General features: G+C 66.2%; 15 protein-coding genes and 2 tRNA genes. 14 read left to right on the forward strand and 3 right to left on the reverse strand.

Annotated elements, in window-relative coordinates; all coding sequences use genetic code 11:
• Nucleotides 1-53: 53 nt before the first annotated feature.
• From tig to F787_RS0103590, 8 genes are all read left to right on the forward strand, one after another.
• Nucleotides 54-1,361, forward strand: a complete 1,308-nt coding sequence (gene tig, locus F787_RS0103555; RefSeq protein ID WP_028491333.1) for a trigger factor — start codon at nucleotides 54-56, stop codon at nucleotides 1,359-1,361.
• Nucleotides 1,358-2,011: an ATP-dependent Clp endopeptidase proteolytic subunit ClpP gene (gene clpP / locus F787_RS0103560; protein ID WP_018870007.1), complete on the forward strand. Its 654-nt coding sequence runs from the start codon at nucleotides 1,358-1,360 to the stop codon at nucleotides 2,009-2,011. The genes tig and clpP overlap by 4 nt, the downstream gene beginning before the upstream one ends.
• A 91-nt stretch (nucleotides 2,012-2,102) precedes the next feature.
• A complete protein-coding gene (clpX, locus tag F787_RS0103565; protein WP_018870006.1) occupies nucleotides 2,103-3,383 on the forward strand; it encodes an ATP-dependent Clp protease ATP-binding subunit ClpX in 1,281 nt (426 codons plus the stop codon).
• An 87-nt stretch (nucleotides 3,384-3,470) separates the two neighbouring features.
• Entirely contained in the window at nucleotides 3,471-5,951 is a 2,481-nt protein-coding gene (lon, locus tag F787_RS0103570) for an endopeptidase La (RefSeq protein ID WP_019589301.1), read from the forward strand.
• Nucleotides 5,952-6,182: 231 nt separating this feature from the next.
• On the forward strand, nucleotides 6,183-6,470 hold the full coding sequence (locus F787_RS0103575; RefSeq protein WP_255325677.1) for an HU family DNA-binding protein: 288 nt from the start codon (nucleotides 6,183-6,185) through the stop codon (nucleotides 6,468-6,470).
• Between the two features lie 11 nt (nucleotides 6,471-6,481).
• Nucleotides 6,482-6,557: transfer RNA gene (locus F787_RS0103580), tRNA-Val, on the forward strand.
• 40 nt (nucleotides 6,558-6,597) lie between these two features.
• A tRNA-Asp gene (locus tag F787_RS0103585) sits at nucleotides 6,598-6,674 on the forward strand.
• Nucleotides 6,675-6,792: 118 nt separating this feature from the next.
• Complete coding sequence (locus tag F787_RS0103590; protein ID WP_028491334.1) at nucleotides 6,793-8,682, forward strand: SurA N-terminal domain-containing protein; 1,890 nt, start codon at nucleotides 6,793-6,795, stop codon at nucleotides 8,680-8,682.
• Between the two features lie 134 nt (nucleotides 8,683-8,816).
• On the opposite strand, the gene F787_RS0103595 is transcribed toward F787_RS0103590, so the two are convergent.
• Nucleotides 8,817-9,617 (reverse strand): enoyl-ACP reductase, encoded by an 801-nt coding sequence (locus F787_RS0103595; protein WP_018870002.1) that lies wholly within the window; start codon nucleotides 9,615-9,617, stop codon nucleotides 8,817-8,819.
• An 88-nt stretch (nucleotides 9,618-9,705) separates the two neighbouring features.
• A complete protein-coding gene (locus tag F787_RS0103600; protein WP_051245989.1) occupies nucleotides 9,706-11,298 on the reverse strand; it encodes a LysM peptidoglycan-binding domain-containing protein in 1,593 nt (530 codons plus the stop codon).
• A 91-nt stretch (nucleotides 11,299-11,389) separates the two neighbouring features.
• Here F787_RS0103600 and F787_RS0103605 point away from each other — a divergent pair, with 91 nt between their 5' ends.
• Genes F787_RS0103605 through dnaQ form a run of 3 tightly spaced genes read left to right on the forward strand, consistent with a single transcriptional unit; the run spans nucleotide 11,390 to nucleotide 13,272 of the window.
• Complete coding sequence (locus F787_RS0103605) at nucleotides 11,390-12,064, forward strand: hypothetical protein (protein WP_028491336.1); 675 nt, start codon at nucleotides 11,390-11,392, stop codon at nucleotides 12,062-12,064.
• Complete coding sequence (gene rnhA / locus F787_RS0103610) at nucleotides 12,057-12,518, forward strand: ribonuclease HI (RefSeq protein WP_028491337.1); 462 nt, start codon at nucleotides 12,057-12,059, stop codon at nucleotides 12,516-12,518. The genes F787_RS0103605 and rnhA overlap by 8 nt, the downstream gene beginning before the upstream one ends.
• A gap of 37 nt (nucleotides 12,519-12,555) precedes the next feature.
• A complete protein-coding gene (dnaQ, locus tag F787_RS0103615) occupies nucleotides 12,556-13,272 on the forward strand; it encodes a DNA polymerase III subunit epsilon (protein WP_018869998.1) in 717 nt (238 codons plus the stop codon).
• 7 nt (nucleotides 13,273-13,279) lie between these two features.
• On the opposite strand, the gene smpB is transcribed toward dnaQ, so the two are convergent.
• Nucleotides 13,280-13,759, reverse strand: coding sequence for an SsrA-binding protein SmpB (smpB, locus tag F787_RS0103620; RefSeq protein WP_018869997.1), 480 nt, complete (start codon nucleotides 13,757-13,759; stop codon nucleotides 13,280-13,282).
• A gap of 110 nt (nucleotides 13,760-13,869) precedes the next feature.
• Here smpB and F787_RS0103625 point away from each other — a divergent pair, with 110 nt between their 5' ends.
• The 3 genes from F787_RS0103625 to F787_RS0103635 are packed head-to-tail and all read left to right on the forward strand — an operon-like array spanning nucleotide 13,870 to nucleotide 15,990.
• Complete coding sequence (locus F787_RS0103625) at nucleotides 13,870-15,228, forward strand: sodium-dependent transporter (protein ID WP_028491338.1); 1,359 nt, start codon at nucleotides 13,870-13,872, stop codon at nucleotides 15,226-15,228.
• On the forward strand, nucleotides 15,228-15,668 hold the full coding sequence (locus F787_RS0103630; RefSeq protein WP_018869995.1) for a type II toxin-antitoxin system RatA family toxin: 441 nt from the start codon (nucleotides 15,228-15,230) through the stop codon (nucleotides 15,666-15,668). Before F787_RS0103625 ends, F787_RS0103630 begins: the two co-directional genes overlap by 1 nt.
• Nucleotides 15,661-15,990 (forward strand): RnfH family protein, encoded by a 330-nt coding sequence (locus tag F787_RS0103635; RefSeq protein WP_018869994.1) that lies wholly within the window; start codon nucleotides 15,661-15,663, stop codon nucleotides 15,988-15,990. The genes F787_RS0103630 and F787_RS0103635 overlap by 8 nt, the downstream gene beginning before the upstream one ends.
• Nucleotides 15,991-16,002 lie beyond the last annotated feature (12 nt).

The raw sequence follows: 16,002 nt of genomic DNA on the forward strand, positions 1-16,002 counted from the left end.
GACGGCCCCGCGCCCGGACACGACGATTTCCGAACCATTTGACGAGGCCCTCCATGCAAGTTTCCGTTGAAGCCACTGGCAACCTGGACCGCAAGATGACCGTCCAGGTCCCCTCCGAACGCGTCGACACCGAGGTCGACAACCGCCTGAAGAACCTCGCCAAGCGGGTCCGGCTCGACGGCTTCCGCCCGGGCAAGGTGCCGCTCAAGGTGGTGCGTCAGCGCTACGGGGCCGGGGTATACCAGGAGGTCCTCAGCGAAGTCCTGCAGGAGAGTTACCGCGAGGCGGTGCAGCAGGAGGGGCTGGAACCGGCCGGCAGCCCGAGCATCGAGCCGAAATCGGTGGAAAACGGTCAGCCGATCGAGTTCGAGGCGTCCTTTCAGGTCTTCCCGGAGATCGAGGTCGCCGACCTGTCCGGGGTCGAGATCGAACGCCCGGTGGCCGAAATCGGTGACGAGGACATCGATCGCGTGATCGATACCCTGCGCGAACAGCACAAGGAATGGCAGGCGGTCGAGCGTGCAGCGGCCTCGGGCGACCGCATCACCCTGGACTTCGTCGGCAAGCTCGACGGCGAGGCCTTCGAGGGCGGACAGGCCGAGGACTTTCAGGTGGAGATCGGCAGCGGGCGCCTGCTGGCGGAGTTCGAGAACCAGCTCGAAGGCGTGAAAACGGGCGAGGAAAAGACCATCGAGGTCACCTTCCCCGAGGATTACCCGGCGGAGGTCCTCAAGGGCCGGACCGCGACCTTCGATATCACGGTCAAGGCAGTGGAAGAGGCCCGGCTGCCCGCGGTCGACGCGGCCTTCGCGGAGAAATTCGGCATCGAGGACGGCTCGGTGGAGAAACTTCGCGAGGATGTGCGGTCCAACATGGAGCGGGAGCTGAATCAGGCGCTGAAGAGCAAGATCAAGCAGCAGGTCATGGATGCGCTGGTGGAACGCCACGGCTTCGACCTGCCGGATGCCCTGGTGAAGTCCGAAATCAATCGCCTGCGCGAAGACGCCGAGAAGCGCTTCGGCGGGGCGGAGCAGACGCAGCCGCTGCCGGACAGCCTGTTCGAGGAAGAGGCGAAACGGCGGGTGCGCCTGGGCCTGGTGCTGCGGCATCTGATCGACGACAAGGGTTTCGAAGTGGATCGCGAGCGGGTCGAGCAGGAGCTCGACAACATGGCCGCGACCTACGAAGACCCCGAAGAGGTCAAGCAGTACTACCGCACGCAGCCGCAGGCCATGCAGAACCTGGAGTCCATCGTCCTGGAAGACCAGGTGGTGGACTGGGTGGTGGAACAGGGCAATGTTACCGACAAGCCCACCACCTTCCAGGACGTAATGAATCCGAACAAGGAGTCGAGCGAATGACGCACGACATGGGCGATCAGGGTGCGCAGCATACCCAGGGCCTGAACCTGGTGCCGATGGTGGTCGAGCAGACCGCCCGCGGCGAGCGCGCCTATGACATCTACTCCCGGCTGCTGAAGGACCGGGTGATCTTCTGCGTGGGGCCGGTCGAGGACTACATGGCCAACGTGATCGTCGCGCAGATGCTGTTCCTGGAATCCGAGAATCCGGACAAGGAAATCAGCCTCTACATCAATTCGCCGGGTGGTGCGGTCACCGCCGGCATGGCGATCTACGACACCATGCAGTTCATCAAGCCGCAGGTGTCCACGCTTTGCGTGGGCCAGGCGGCGAGCATGGGGGCCGTGCTGCTGGCCGGCGGCGCCGAGGGCAAGCGCTACGCCCTGCCGCATTCGCGCGTGATGATCCACCAGCCGCTTGGCGGCTTCCAGGGTCAGGCGACGGACATCGACATCCATGCCCGCGAGATCCTCAAGATCAAGGAAGAACTCAACCGCGTGCTGGCGAAGCACACCGGTCAGACGGTGGAACAGATCGAGCAGGACACCGACCGTGACCGGTTCATGACGGCCTCCGAGGCGCAGGAATACGGCCTGGTCGACAACGTGCTGGCCGACCGCGCGGAAGCCGGCGAGAAATCCGGATCCTGATGCCTAGACCGCACGAACACTTGGCTCGTTTGCACCGGCCGGTGAAACGGGGCATGTTCGAAAGGAATTGCAATCCAATCGAGGGCAACGGATGAGCGACGACAAGAACCCTCCCGCGGACGGCAAGCTGCTGTACTGCTCCTTCTGCGGGAAAAGCCAGCACGAGGTGCGCAAGCTGATCGCGGGGCCTTCCGTGTTCATCTGCGACGAGTGCGTTGAGCTGTGCAACGACATCATCCGCGAGGAGATGCAGGAGGCCGGCCAGACCGAGCATGCCTCGCTGCCGCGGCCCCGTGAAATCCGGGACACCCTGGATGATTACGTGATCGGCCAGAACGACGCGAAGAAGATCCTCTCCGTCGCCGTCTACAACCATTACAAGCGCATGGAGGCGCGGGCCGGCAAGGATGAAGTGGAGCTGTCAAAGTCCAACATCCTGCTGATCGGTCCGACCGGATCCGGCAAGACCCTGCTGGCGGAGACCCTGGCCCGGGTGCTCAACGTCCCGTTCACCATCGCCGACGCGACCACCCTGACGGAGGCGGGCTACGTTGGCGAGGACGTCGAAAACATCATCCAGAAGCTGCTGCAGAAGTGTGATTACGACGTCGAGAAGGCGGAGAGCGGGATCGTCTACATCGACGAGATCGACAAGGTATCGCGCAAGGCCGACAACCCCTCGATCACCCGTGACGTCTCGGGCGAGGGCGTGCAGCAGGCCCTGCTCAAGCTGATCGAGGGCACGACCGCCTCGATCCCGCCGCAGGGCGGACGCAAGCATCCGCAGCAGGAATTCCTGAACGTCGACACCAGCAACATCCTGTTCATCTGCGGTGGTGCCTTCTCCGGGCTGGACAAGGTGATCCAGCAGCGGGCGGAGAAAGGGACCGGCATCGGCTTTTCCGCGGCGCTGGCGAGCAAGGACGAGGACGCCTCCTCGGATCACTGGCTGAAGCAGCTGGAGGCCGACGATCTGGTGCGTTACGGCCTGATCCCGGAATTCGTCGGGCGTCTGCCGGTGCAGGCGACCCTGGACGAACTCGACGAGGATGCGCTGATCACGATCCTCACGCAGCCGAAGAACGCGCTGATCAAGCAGTATGCACGGCTGTTCGAGATGGAGGGTGTCGAGCTGGAGTTCCGCGACGATGCACTGCACGCGATCGCCGCGAAGGCGCTGGAGCGCAAGACCGGTGCCCGCGGCCTGCGGACCATCCTGGAGAACATCCTGCTGGACACGATGTACGAACTGCCGTCCATGGAGGGGGTCACCAAGGTCGTGATCGACGAGGCGGTGATCCGCGGGGACGCCGAGCCCTATCTGATTTACGACAACACCTCGTACACCCGGCAGGCCGCCGCGGACTCCTGAGCGGGAAACATCGGCCGGGCGACCCTTGAAACGCGCGCGGGTCGCCCCCATTTCCCCCCTACATTCGCCCAGCCCTGAGGGGGCCACATGACCGACGACCGTCCTTCCCAGAACGAGGTGGAATCGCCCGTCAAGCGCGTTGCGGTGCTGCCGCTGCGCGACGTCGTGGTGTATCCGCACATGGTCATTCCGCTGTTCGTCGGGCGCGAGAAATCGATTCGCGCGCTGGATTCGGCGATGGCAGAGAACAAGCAGGTCCTCCTGGTCGCGCAGAAGAGCGCCGAGGTGGACGAGCCCGACGCCGGGGATCTCCACGAGATCGGGACCCTCGGCAACATCCTCCAGCTCCTGCGCCTGCCCGACGGCACCATCAAGGTGCTGGTGGAAGGCGCGCAGCGTGCCCGCGTGATGGATGTCTCTACCACCGGGGATCCGGAGCAGGAAGAAGACTACTTCGTCTCCGACATCAAGCTGATCGACGAGGAGTTCGATACCGAGGACAAGGAACTCGAGGTCCTCGGTCGCTCCGCGCTGAATCAGTTCGAGCAGTACATCAAGCTGAACAAGAAGGTCCCGCCGGAGATCCTGACCTCGCTGGCCGGGATCGACGACACCTCGCGCCTGGCCGACACCATCGCCGCGCACATGTCGCTGAAACTCGAGGAGAAGCAGCAGGTCCTCGAGATCGCCAACGTGCGCGAGCGCCTGGAGCATCTGGTCGCCAAGATCGAGGGCGAGATGGACGTGCTGCAGATCGAGAAGAAGATCCGCGGCCGCGTGAAGCAGCAGATGGAGAAGTCCCAGCGCGAGTACTACCTGAATGAGCAGATGAAGGCCATTCAGAAGGAGCTGGGCGACCTCGAAGACGCACCCAACGAGCAGGAGGACCTGGCGGAGAAGATCGAAAACGCCGGGATGTCCGAAGAGGCGAAGAAGAAGGCGACCGCCGAGCTCAACAAGCTCAAGATGATGTCGCCGATGTCCGCCGAGGCCACGGTCGTGCGCAGCTACATCGACTGGCTGGTGTCGCTGCCGTGGAAGAAGAAGACCCGCGTCTCCAAGGATCTCAAGCGTGCCGAGAAGATCCTCAACGAGGATCACTACGGGCTGGAAGAGGTCAAGCAGCGCATCCTGGAATACCTCGCCGTGCAGTCGCGCGTGCGCAAGCTGAAGGGCCCGATCCTGTGTCTGGTGGGGCCGCCCGGCGTCGGCAAGACCTCGCTGGGGCAGTCCATCGCGCGGGCCACCAACCGCAAGTTCATGCGCATGGCGCTGGGCGGGGTGCGTGACGAGGCCGAGATTCGCGGTCACCGGCGCACCTATATCGGGTCGCTCCCGGGCAAGATCATCCAGAACCTGTCCAAGGTCGGGGTGCGCAACCCGCTGTTCCTGCTCGACGAGATCGACAAGATGGCCATGGATTTCCGTGGGGATCCGGCCTCCGCGATGCTCGAGGTGCTGGATCCGGAACAGAACCACACCTTCAGCGACCACTACCTGGAGGTCGACTTCGATCTCTCGGACGTGATGTTCGTGGCCACGGCCAACAGCATGCACATCCCCGGGCCGCTGCTGGATCGCATGGAAGTGATCCGTCTGTCCGGCTATACCGAGGACGAGAAGGTCAACATCGCGCACACCTACCTGATCCCCAAGCAGATCAAGACCAACGGTCTGAAGAAGGGCGAGATCAACATCTCCGATGCGGCGGTGCGCGACGTGGTCCGCTACTACACTCGCGAGGCCGGGGTGCGTGCGCTGGAGCGCGAGATCGCCAAGATCTGCCGCAAGGTGGTCAAGCAGCGCACCCTGTCGAAGGGCAAGGACGCCGACCGCATGACTTCGGTCACGCCCAAGACCCTGGACAAGTACCTGGGCGTGCGGCGCTACCGCTTCGGCCAGGCCGACGAGGCCGACCGGGTCGGCCAGGTCACCGGTCTGGCGTGGACCGAGGTCGGCGGTGAACTGCTGACCATCGAGTCCTCGGTGGTGCCCGGCAAGGGCAAGACCCAGCAGACCGGCAAGCTCGGTGACGTGATGCAGGAGTCGGTCCACGCCGCGCTCACGGTGGTCCGGTCCCGCGCTGCTGCCCTCGGCCTGGAAGAGAATTTCCACGAGAACAAGGACCTCCACATCCACGTCCCCGAGGGCGCCACACCCAAGGACGGTCCTTCGGCCGGGATCGGCATGTGCACGGCCATCGTTTCGGCGCTGACGAACATCCCGGTCCGTGCGGATGTGGCCATGACCGGGGAGATCACCCTGCGCGGGCAGGTGCTGCCGATCGGCGGGCTCAAGGAGAAACTGCTGGCGGCGCATCGCGGGGGTATCCGTACGGTCCTGATCCCGGAGGAAAACGAAAAGGATCTGGTGGATATCCCGAAGAACATCAAGCAGAAGCTGGATATTCGCCCGGTGCGCTGGATCGACGAGGTTCTGGAAGTCGCCCTGGCCGAGATGCCGGAAGCCCGTACCGGCGAGTCGCCGGAGGGCGAGGCGCCCGCCGAGGAAGTCGTTTCCGGCAAGAAGAAACCCTCGCGGGGTCGTGGCCGGGTCCGGCATCACTGATCCGTCCACACACCCGGGGGAGAGGGCCCGGGGCGAGGACTTTTGTCGAGCCGGTCGCAGGGAGCGGCGACCGGCGTTTGACACCATTTTCGCAGCCTTGCTATAACCCTGATCGCATTGTCCGGATCCGGTTGTCGAACCCATTCCCGTTCCCTGCACAGGCCGTGGCGGCATCGGCCCGGATTGTTGTAAGCTTGGCCCTGCCGGCTGCACGCCCGAGTCACCAAAACGATAAGGAACTGTTTCATGAATAAATCCGAATTGATCGACGCGATCGCCGCGGAAGCCGATGTTCCCAAGGCTCAGGCCGGCAAGGTGGTCGATGCCATGGTCAGCGTAATCGGGGATTCCCTTGCCAAGGGTGATCAGGTATCATTGGTTGGCTTCGGGACGTTCCTCGTCCGCGAACGTGAGGCGCGCACGGGGCGCAACCCGCGCACCGGCGAGACGATCCAGATCGCCGCGTCGAAAACGCCCGGTTTCAAGGCTGGCAAAGCGTTGAAGGATCGGGTAAACTAAAGAGCTTTACCGGGTGCTTAGCTCAGTTGGTAGAGCGTCGCCCTTACAAGGCGAATGTCGGCGGTTCGAATCCGTCAGCACCCACCAGGCGCAGACCTGCTCGATGCGGCTGCGCTGAAAAGAATACGGAGCGGTAGTTCAGTTGGTTAGAATACCGGCCTGTCACGCCGGGGGTCGCGGGTTCGAGTCCCGTCCGCTCCGCCATATTTCGAAAGGCGCCCTCCGGGGCGCCTTTTTTGTTGGTGTGTCCGACAGACGGCGGAGGACGCGCCTGCTACCATTGATCTGTTTTTCCTGCTGAACCCGAACGGACAAAACCAGCATGCTGCAAGCAATTCGAGATCGGGCGACCGGCTGGCTCGCCTACGTAATCATCGGCCTGATCGCGGTCCCCTTCGCCCTGTGGGGCGTGGGCGAATACTTCGGCGGAGCCGGCGACATCGTGGCTGCCGAGGTCAACGGCGTGGACATCGATACCCGGTCCGTGCATCAGGAGGCGCGTGCCCAGCGGGATGAACTCCGTCGCATGTTCGGCGGCGAGATCCCGGACGAATTCGACGACGAGGGGATTCGGCTGCAGGCGCTGGAAAGCCTGATTCGCGAGACCCTGTTGCGTCAGGCGGCCGGTGATCTCGGGTTTACCGCCGCCAGCGAATCGGTGCGCCGCGAGATCCGCGCGATGCCGGTGTTTCAGGAGGGCGGACAGTTCAGTCCCGAGCGCTATTCCCAGCTGTTGTCGGCCCAGCGCATCAGTCCCGCGGATTTCGAGGATGACATCGGTCGCTCGCTGGTGATGTCGCAGATCCAGACGGGCATCCGCGAGTCGGGTCGCTTCGACGAAGGCCTGGTGGACGAGTACGCCGCGCTGCGCAATCAGGTGCGGACGGTGAGCTGGCGGGTGTTCGCGGCGGAGGATTTCGATCGCCCCGGCGTGGTGGACGAGGACGCCGTTCAGGCCTACTACGAAGCGAATCCGGAGGAGTTCACGACCGCAGAGCGTCTGCGGGTGGAGTACCTTCAGCTCGACCCGGCATCGCTGGAAGAGGCCGTCGAGCTGAGCGAGGAAGACATCGTGGAGCACTACCGCGCCAACCGGTCGCGTTACGAGGAACCGGAACTGCGCGATGTCCGGGTCATCCGCCTGGCGGACGAGGACGACGCCGAGGCACGGATTGGCGAGCTGCATCAGCGGATCGAGGACGGCGAAGATTTTGCGGAGCTGGCCGAGGAATACTCCGAGGATTCCCTGAGCGCGCCGCGGGGCGGGCGCATGGGTGAGCTGGCCCGCGGGGATCTGGGATCGTCGACCCTGGAGACGGTGATCTTCAGTCTGCCCGAGGGGATGGTGAGCCAGCCGGTGCGGACCGATCAGGGCTGGTACATCATCCAGGTGACTGCGATCGAGGATGCCCGCGCACAGCCGCTGGAGCAGGTGCGTGACGACGTGGAATCCGACCTGCGTGACCGGCGTGCCGAGCAGATGCAGATCGATGCGCTGGACGACCTGATGTCGCTGAGCGTCGAGTTCCCGGAAAGTCTGGAGCCCGCGGCCGAGGCGACCGGGCTGGAGATCCGCACGACCGACTGGTTCACCCGCGACTCGGGCAGCGGCATCGCGGACTCGCGTTCCGTGCGCGATGCGGCCTTTGGCGAGCGGGTGCGCGAGCGCGGAGAGAACAGCGATGCCCTGGATCTTGATGATGGCTCGACGATCGTGCTGCGCGTGGCCGAACGGGAAGAGGCGGAGCTGCGTCCGCTGGCCGAGGTCGAGGACGAGATTCGGGCCCGGCTGCAGGCCGAAGCGGCCGCCGAGGCGGCGCGCGAAGCCGGCGAGGCCCTGCTGGAAGACCTGCGCGAGGCGGACGACTGGGCGGCTGCCATCGAAGACGAGGGCAGCTGGACGCGCTCGCGCGAGCTGCGCCGGGATACCCGCGACGGTGACGTGCCGGACGGCCTGGTGGCACCGGTGTTCCGTCTGGCCGCACCCGGAGAGGACGGGCCGCGGCTGTCGGGCCTGACGCTGTCCGGCGGTGACTTTGCCGTGGTGGCCCTGGAGGCGGTGCAGGCCGGGGGCATGCAGGAGGATCCGGCTCTGCGCCAGCAGGCCCGCGACCAGCTGCGCAACGCCTACGGCGGTGCCGAGATGCGTGCCTATCTGGCGTGGCTGGAGTCCGAGGCCGATATTCAGCGTTTTCCGGAGAACCTGGAGTAGAGGGAAGAGGGAGTAGAGAAAGAGCCGGGCGGTATCAGGCCGCCCGGCCGCGCACAAAAAAAGGCCCGGCCAGATGACTGGCCGGGCCTTTCTCGGTTCAGAGACCCGGCGGCCGGCAGGCCGCCGCTTGTGGCCTAGCTGTCGAGGCCGATCTCGTGCTGGCCGAGGCCGACGGTGTTGTAACCGGAGTCGACGTACATCACCTCGCCGGTGATTCCGGAGGCCAGGTCGGAGCACAGGAACGCCCCGGCATTGCCAACCTGATCAATGGTGACGTTGCGCCGCAGCGGGGCGTTGCTCTCGACATGGTCGAGGATGCGCTTGAAATCCCCGATCCCGGATGCCGCGAGGGTGCGGATGGGGCCGGCGGAGACGGCGTTCACGCGGGTGCCCTCCGGACCGAGGGTGTAGGCCAGATAGCGGACATTCGCTTCGAGGCTCGCCTTCGCCAGACCCATCACGTTGTAGTTGGGCATGGATCGCTGGGCGCCCAGGTAGCTGAGCGTCAGGATGGAGGCATCGCGATCCTTCATCATCGCGCGTCCGGCCTTGGCGAAGGCCGCCAGCGAGTAGGAGCTGACATCATGCGCGGTGCGAAAGCCGTCGCGCGTCATGTTGTCGAGGAAATCGCCGTCCAGTTCCTCCTTGGGCGCATAGGCCACGGAGTGAACCAGAATGTCGACGCCGTCCCAGTAGTCGTCCAGGTGTTCGAAGACCTGTTCGATCTCTTCGTCGCTCTCGACGTTGCAGGGAATCAGGATGTCCGAGTCGAAATCGGCGACCAGTTTTTCCACGCGGTCGCGCATCCGTTCGTTCTGATAGGTGAAGGCCAGCTCCGCGCCCTCCCGGTGCAGCGCCGCGGCGATGCCATAGGCGATGGAACGGTTGCTGGCGACCCCGACGACCAGGGCGCGCTTGCCGGTGAGAAAGCCCATGAAACTCTCCTTGCTGGTTTGATGCGATTGGCGTCGCGGACGCGTGTTCCCGGGATCATACCGATGTGCCCCGGGTCGGGCCAGCGCGTCAGGTGTCCGCGCGGGCGACGGTCGCGTCGTCGTGATCGATGTGCAGGACCAGGGTCTCGCCGGCGCGGATGCGGTCGCCGTTAAGGCCGTTCCAGCGCCGCACGTCTTCCACCGAGACCTCGAAGCGCCGGGCGATGCCGGACAGCGAATCCCCCGGGCGGACCTCGTAGTGCACCGTGCCTTCATCGCCGTGTGCCGCCGCGACCTGCAGTACATCCCCGGGCTGCAGGGTGGTGTCGCGCCCGAGGTCGTTGACCCGCCGCAGTTCGCTCAGGCTCATGCCGGTGGACTGGCTGATGGTCCAGAGGCTGTCGCCGCGGCGGACTTCGTATTCCGTCAGTGAATCCGCATCGCCGGCCTCGGCGACGGCCGTGGCGGCCCCGGCGTCGTCCCCGCCCACCGGCAGGCGCAGGGTCTGGCCTGCGCGAATCAGGTCGCCATTGAGATCGTTCATCTGCCGCACGACCGCGACCTCGGTGCCGGCGTCGCGCGCGATACGGCCGAGGTTGTCGCCCGCGCGCACGGTGTATTCGCGGAAACGCAGTAGCGGATCGTCGCCGTGTTCCGCCAGCGCGGTTTCCAGGCGGTCCGCGGCTTCGGCCGGCACGAACAGGTGCCGCGCATGTTCGGGATGCGTGGCATGCCGGTGGTAGCCGGGGTTCAGGCGTTCCAGCTCGGCCGGGTCCAGCTCGGCCATGTCCGCGACCAGGGCCAGATCCGCCTGGCGCTCCGGGCGGACGATCTCGAGCGCCGGTTCGTTGGCCACCGGGGTCAGGGTCACGCCGTGTTCATCCGGCGCGCGGAACAGCTCGCGCAGGGCCAGCAGGCGGGGCACGTAGGCATGCGGTTCGGCCGGCAGGTCGAGGCTCCAGTAGTCGGTGTCGCGGCCCTGCGCGGCATTGGCGTCCATCGCCCGGCGGACATTGCCCTGGCCCCAGTTGTAGGCGGCCAGGGCGAGGTACCAGTCGTCGAAGCGCGAATGCAGGTATTCGAGATAGTCGAGTGCCGCCAGGGTCGACTGGTAGACGTCGCGCCGGCCGTCGTACCAGTCGTCGCGGTGCAGGTCGAAATGATCCCCGGTGGACGGTATGAACTGCCAGATCCCGGCGGCACGTCCGCTGGAGGTGGCTTCCGGGGCATAGCCGCTCTCCACGATGGGGAGCAGCAGGAGTTCCGCCGGCATGTCGCGAGCCTCGAGCTCCGACAGGATAAAATAGGCGAAGGGTTCGGCCCGCCGCGTGGAGAGTTCGATGATCCGCGGCTGATCGCGATAATGGTCGAGATAACGCTGGACGCGATCGTGGTCGAGTTCGTCGCTGAAACCGTAGTTCAGCCGGGCACGTTCCCACAGGTCGTCGGTTTCGGCGGCACGCTTTTCCGCCTTCTCGGCCTGGCGCTGCATGGCGGATTCGACGTCTTCGGTGTCGTAGGTGCGCGCCTGTGGCGTACGCGCCTCGGCCGGACTCCCGGTACCGGTGTCGGCGGTATCCAGTGACCGCTCGCGGTCGTGTAGGCTACAACCGGAGAACAGGGCCACGGTAACGGCGAGGGCCAGCGGGCGAACGGGGACAGCGGGGCATCGAAGTTTCATGGGGACGAAGGATAAACCAGCCAACCCGGAGCACCAAGCACGCGCACGCGATTGCCTCGCCCGGTGGTATGCCCAGCCTCAGGGCCAGCGGGTGCGCGCGCGCCTGCTGGACCGCATGCGCCGCCACGCGACCGGGAGCCCGCTGAACGTCGCGGTGGAGCTGGCGCCGGCGCCGTTGATGGATCCCGACGCCCCGGATCAGGCACGGGTGCTGCGCGTGGCGGATCCGGGGGCGCAGGTCCGGATCGATCCGGAGGCCTGGGCGCTGGAATCCGCCGGGGCACGGATCATCGTGCTGGGCCATCCCTGCAGCTGGAGTCCGGAGCCGCAGGTGGTGGTCAACGAGGCCGCCCGGGTGCTGGAGCCCGAGGGGCATCTGTTCATGCTGGAGGCCAACCGGCTGCACGGTGATCCGGAAGCCGGGCTGCGCCCGTCCCCGCTGCCCGAGGGACTGCGCAGCGTACGCTATCGGGGGATGCTGGCGGCCGCCGGCCTGGAAGTGCTGGAGCAATGGAACCTCAGCGTGCTGCCGCCCGGCCTGCCGGTGGCCTGGCAGCGCCGGCTGGCACGCCTGGACCGCTGGGCTCTGCGTGGACTTCCCCCGCTGGCCGGGGTCATTCTGACCATCGCGCACAAGCGGGTGGAGGAGCCCCTGCGGCCGGCACGTGCGCTGCGCTTCGCGCCGCCGACGGGTGCTCCCGGCGCGGCCGTTTCGCGCGTATCATGCGCCGGCGAACGCGGCCGAACGAGGGACGGCAATGAATGATGACGACGAGCGGGTGTACATCTATACCGACGGCGCCTGCCGCGGCAACCCCGGTCCCGGCGGCTGGGGGGCGGTGCTGCGCTACCGCGGGCACGAGCGCGAGCTGTACGGCAGCGAGGCCGAGACCACCAACAACCGCATGGAGCTGACCGCGGCCATCCGCGCGCTGGAGACCCTGCAGCGGCCCTGTCGGGTGGAGCTGGTCACCGATTCCAGGTACGTGAAGCAGGGCGTGACCGAATGGCTGCCCGGCTGGAAACGGCGCAACTGGCGCTCGGCCAGCGGCCAGCCGGTGAAAAACCGGGACCTGTGGGAAGCGCTGGATGCCCAGGCGGCGCGCCATTCCATCGAGTGGTACTGGGTCCGCGGCCACAGCGGGCACCCGGAGAACGAGCGCGCCGACGAGCTGGCGAATGCCGGCATCGACGAACTCGTGAGCGGGGCGGCCAGCTGAGCCATCCGCGGGACGACCGAATCGAAGAGGACGCAACATGCGCCAGATCGTGCTGGACACCGAGACCACCGGCCTGGAACCGGCGGACGGGCACCGCATCATCGAGATCGGCTGTCTGGAGGTGGACAATCGCCGGCCGACCGGCCGGGTGTGGCATCACTACATCCAGCCGGACCGGGAGATCGATGCCGGTGCGGTGGCGGTGCACGGGATCGACAACGAGTTTCTCGCGGACAAGCCGCGTTTCGCCGACCTGGCAGGGGAATTCGTGGAATTCGTGCGCGGGGCGGAACTGGTGATTCACAACGCCCCGTTCGACATCGGCTTTCTCGATCACGAGCTGGCGCTGCTGGGCGACCAGGCGCCGGCGGGCTCCATCGGCGAGATCTGCGGGGTGCTGGATTCGCTGGTGCTGGCGCGGCGCATGCATCCGGGCAGCCGCAATTCGCTGGACGCGCTGTGCAAGCGCTACGGGGTGGATGCCTCGGACCGGACGCTGCACGGCGCGCTGCTGGACGCGGAGCTGCTGGCCGATGTCTATCTGGCGATGACCGGCGGGCAGGTGAGCCTGACCCTGGACAGCGACAGCGAGCAGGATACGGGGGATCAGGCGCCGGCGCGGGCACGGCGTTCGGGGCAGCCCCTGCCGGTCGTGGAGCCGTCGGCGGAAGAGGCGGCCGCCCATGCCGAGCTGCTGGCGGTGCTGGACGAGGCGGCCGGGGGTGCCTGTCGCTGGCGCGCGGCCCGCGAGTGAGCCCGCATCAGCCGTTCTTCATGATGCGCGCGCGTTCGCGCTGCCAGTCCTTTTCCTTCTTGTCGGCGCGCTTGTCGTAGGCCTTCTTGCCCTTGGCCAGGCCGATCTCCACTTTGGCCCGGCCGCGTTTCCAGTACAGGGCCAGCGGGACCAGGGTGAAGCCGCGGCGTTCCACCGCACCAATCAGTCGGTTGATCTCGGAGCGGTGCAGCAGGAGCTTGCGCGTGCGGCTCGGATCCGGATTGATGTGCGTGGAGGCGGTGGGCAACGGAGTGAAATGGGCGCCGAACAGGTATGCCTCGCCGTTGCGCAGCAGGACATAGGCTTCGCTGATCTGTGCGCGGCCGGCCCGCAGCGACTTGACCTCCCAGCCCTCGAGGGCCAGCCCGGCTTCCAGCCGGTCCTCGATGTGGTAGTCGTGACGCGCGCGGCGGTTGAGCGCGATGGTACTGGAGCCGTCTCCGGCGGTTTTCTTCTTCTTGCCCATGGGGGCGGAGTGTACTCCAGGCGTCAACGGCGGGCATCCATGGACCGGCACTCAGTTGAGTGCCGGCCGGCCTTGGCTCACAATCCACGGGCAAAAACACGGAGATCCGCATGCCACCCACCGCATCGATCCATGGTCAATGGACCACCCGCCTGGCCTTCATCCTCGCGGCGACGGGCTCGGCCGTCGGGCTCGGGAACATCTGGCGTTTTCCCTACATCGCCGGCGAGAACGGCGGTGGCGCCTTCGTGCTGGTGTATCTGGGCTGCATATTGCTCATCGGCCTGCCGGTGATGATCGCCGAGATCATGCTCGGCCGGCGCGGGCGCCAGTCACCGATCAACACCATGACCAGCCTGTCGCGCGAGGAAGGGGTCTCGGTCGGCTGGGTCTCGATCGGCTGGATCGGCGTGGTGACCGGCTTCCTGATCCTGTCGTTCTATTCGGTGGTCGCGGGCTGGGCCCTGTCGTATATCTTTAAGAGCGGGGCCGGCGGCTTTGTCGGCCTGGACGCCGGGGGGTCCGAGGCGATGTTCGACGGCATGCTGGCCTCCCCCGAGGCGCTGCTGGCCTGGCACACCATCTTCATGGTGATGGTGGGCATCGTGGTTGCGCGCGGGGTGCAGTCGGGGCTGGAGAAGGCCGTGACCATCCTGATGCCGCTGCTGTTCGTGATGCTGCTGGTGATGGTCGGCTATGCGGTGGTGCAGGGCAACTTCGCCGAGGGTCTGGCGTTCATGCTGGCGCCGGACTTCTCCGAGTTGTCCGCTAACGCGGTGCTGCTGGCCATGGGGCAGGCCTTCTTTACCCTGAGCCTGGGCATGGGCGCAATCATGATCTACGGCAGCTATCTGCAGAGCGACGCCTCCATCCCGCGCACCGCCGGGGTGGTCGTGGGGGCGGATACCCTGGTCGCGATCGTGGCCGGGCTGGCGATCTTCCCGATCGTGCTGGGCGCCGGGCTGTCGCCGGGCGAGGGGCCGGGGCTGATCTTCGTGACCCTGCCGCTGGCCTTCGGCGAGATGCCCGGCGGGCTGATCTTCGGCACGGTGTTCTTCATCCTGTTGAGCTTCGCGGCCTGGACCTCGGCGATCTCGATCGCCGAGCCGGCGGTGGCCTGGCTGGTGGAAACCGTGGGCATGACGCGGGTGGCTGCGACCACGGTGCTGGCGATCGCGGCCTGGACCCTGGGGATCGCGGCGCTGCTGTCGCTCAACGTCTGGTCGGACTACACCCTGTTCGACATGGGCGTGCTCGATTTCCTCGACTACCTGACCGCGAACATCCTGCTGCCGCTGGGCGGATTCCTGATCGCGCTGTTCGCCGGCTGGCGCATGACCCGCGGGTCGGTGAGTGCGGAGCTGGCGATGCGCTCGCCGGTCCTGTTCGGGCTGTGGTACTTCCTGGTGCGCTTCGTCGCGCCGGTCGCGATCCTGCTGGTGTTCCTGCGTGCGGTGGAGCTGATCTGATGGGCTCGAAGATCCAGCGTTCGGCCGACGTGCCGTATTCGCGCGAGCAGATGTTCGACCTGGTGGACGACATCGACTCTTACCCGGAATTCCTGCCGGGCTGTCGCAGCGCGTCCGCACGCAACCGCAGCGAGAACCAGGTGGAGGGCACGATCGAGCTCGCCAAGGGGGCGCTGCACAAGTCGTTCACCACCCGCAACACCCTGCGGCGGCCGGAGTCCATCGACATCCGTCTGGTGAAGGGGCCGTTCCAGCGCCTGCACGGCACCTGGCGCTTCACCGAGCTGGAGGGCGGCGGCACGCGCATCTCGCTGGAGCTGGAATTCGAGTTCGCCAGCCGGCTGATGTCGTTTGCGATCGGTCCGGTGTTCCACCAGATCGCCAATTCCCTGGTGGACGCCTTCGTCCGCCGCGCGCAGGAGGTGCACGGGAATGGCTGAGGCAGACGATGGTGGCGAGGGGCCGATGACGGTCGAGGTCGCCTATGCGCGGCCCGACCGCCAGGTGATCCTGTCGCTGGAGGTCCCGCCCGGCACGACCGTGGAGCAGGCGCTGCGCCAGTCCGAGATCGACCGGCAGTTTCCGGAGATCGATCTGGACAACGCGAAGGTCGGTATCTTCGGCAAGATTACCCGCCGCGATACCGTGCTGCGGCCGCGCGACCGGGTGGAGATTTACCGCCCGCTGATCGCCGACCCGAAAGAGGTGCGGCGCCAGCGTGCCGGCAAGGGCAAGACGAAAGAAAAGGGCGGGGAGGCGTGACCCCGGTGACGC

It is taken from the genome of Thioalkalivibrio sp. ALE19 (assembly GCF_000428605.1).
In the GTDB taxonomy this organism is placed as follows: Bacteria; Pseudomonadota; Gammaproteobacteria; order Ectothiorhodospirales; family Ectothiorhodospiraceae; genus Thioalkalivibrio.

Bases quoted from the DNA above. Each gene is read 5' to 3' on its own strand.
- tig (WP_028491333.1), top strand. From the start codon at position 54: ATGCAAGTTTCCGTTGAAGCCACTGGCAACCTGGACCGCAAGATGACC.
- clpP (WP_018870007.1), top strand. From the start codon at position 1,358: ATGACGCACGACATGGGCGATCAGGGTGCGCAGCATACCCAGGGCCTG.
- clpX (WP_018870006.1), top strand. From the start codon at position 2,103: ATGAGCGACGACAAGAACCCTCCCGCGGACGGCAAGCTGCTGTACTGC.
- lon (WP_019589301.1), top strand. From the start codon at position 3,471: ATGACCGACGACCGTCCTTCCCAGAACGAGGTGGAATCGCCCGTCAAG.
- F787_RS0103590 (WP_028491334.1), top strand. From the start codon at position 6,793: ATGCTGCAAGCAATTCGAGATCGGGCGACCGGCTGGCTCGCCTACGTA.
- F787_RS0103595 (WP_018870002.1), bottom strand. From the start codon at position 9,617: ATGGGCTTTCTCACCGGCAAGCGCGCCCTGGTCGTCGGGGTCGCCAGC.
- F787_RS0103600 (WP_051245989.1), bottom strand. From the start codon at position 11,298: ATGAAACTTCGATGCCCCGCTGTCCCCGTTCGCCCGCTGGCCCTCGCC.
- rnhA (WP_028491337.1), top strand. From the start codon at position 12,057: ATGAATGATGACGACGAGCGGGTGTACATCTATACCGACGGCGCCTGC.
- dnaQ (WP_018869998.1), top strand. From the start codon at position 12,556: ATGCGCCAGATCGTGCTGGACACCGAGACCACCGGCCTGGAACCGGCG.
- smpB (WP_018869997.1), bottom strand. From the start codon at position 13,759: ATGGGCAAGAAGAAGAAAACCGCCGGAGACGGCTCCAGTACCATCGCG.
- F787_RS0103625 (WP_028491338.1), top strand. From the start codon at position 13,870: ATGCCACCCACCGCATCGATCCATGGTCAATGGACCACCCGCCTGGCC.
- F787_RS0103630 (WP_018869995.1), top strand. From the start codon at position 15,228: ATGGGCTCGAAGATCCAGCGTTCGGCCGACGTGCCGTATTCGCGCGAG.
- F787_RS0103635 (WP_018869994.1), top strand. From the start codon at position 15,661: ATGGCTGAGGCAGACGATGGTGGCGAGGGGCCGATGACGGTCGAGGTC.